The following is a 254-nucleotide window of genomic DNA, read 5'->3' as shown; positions in this document are numbered from 1 at the left end:
AAGCCATTTGGGCAGCGACTGAAATCGCATTTAGAAATTTGCAGGCGTTGAGCCATCGAGAAGGTGCAGTGATCGGTTGCCACCACGTCAATCGCACCATCGCTGATGCCACACCACAGTTTGTCCTGCTCGCGTACGTTACGCAGCGGTGGGCTAAGAATGAACTTCATGCCATCTTCTGTATCGTAACTGCGTTCGTCCATCAGGAGATATTGTGGGCAGGTTTCAACCCAGACTGGCTGGTGATTCGCACG

1 pseudogene is annotated in these 254 nt (G+C 52.4%); it reads right to left on the bottom strand.

Annotation, left to right across the window (positions count from 1 at the left end):
* Positions 1-254, bottom strand: a pseudogene (locus tag SB756_RS32610) (dihydropyrimidinase); the annotation flags it as partial.

The organism is Pseudomonas sp. SIMBA_068, from assembly GCF_046534705.1.
GTDB lineage: Bacteria > Pseudomonadota > Gammaproteobacteria > Pseudomonadales > Pseudomonadaceae > Aquipseudomonas > Aquipseudomonas putida.
Note: the sequence above shows the minus strand (reverse complement) of the source record. Positions and strands in the feature narration are given on the sequence as shown.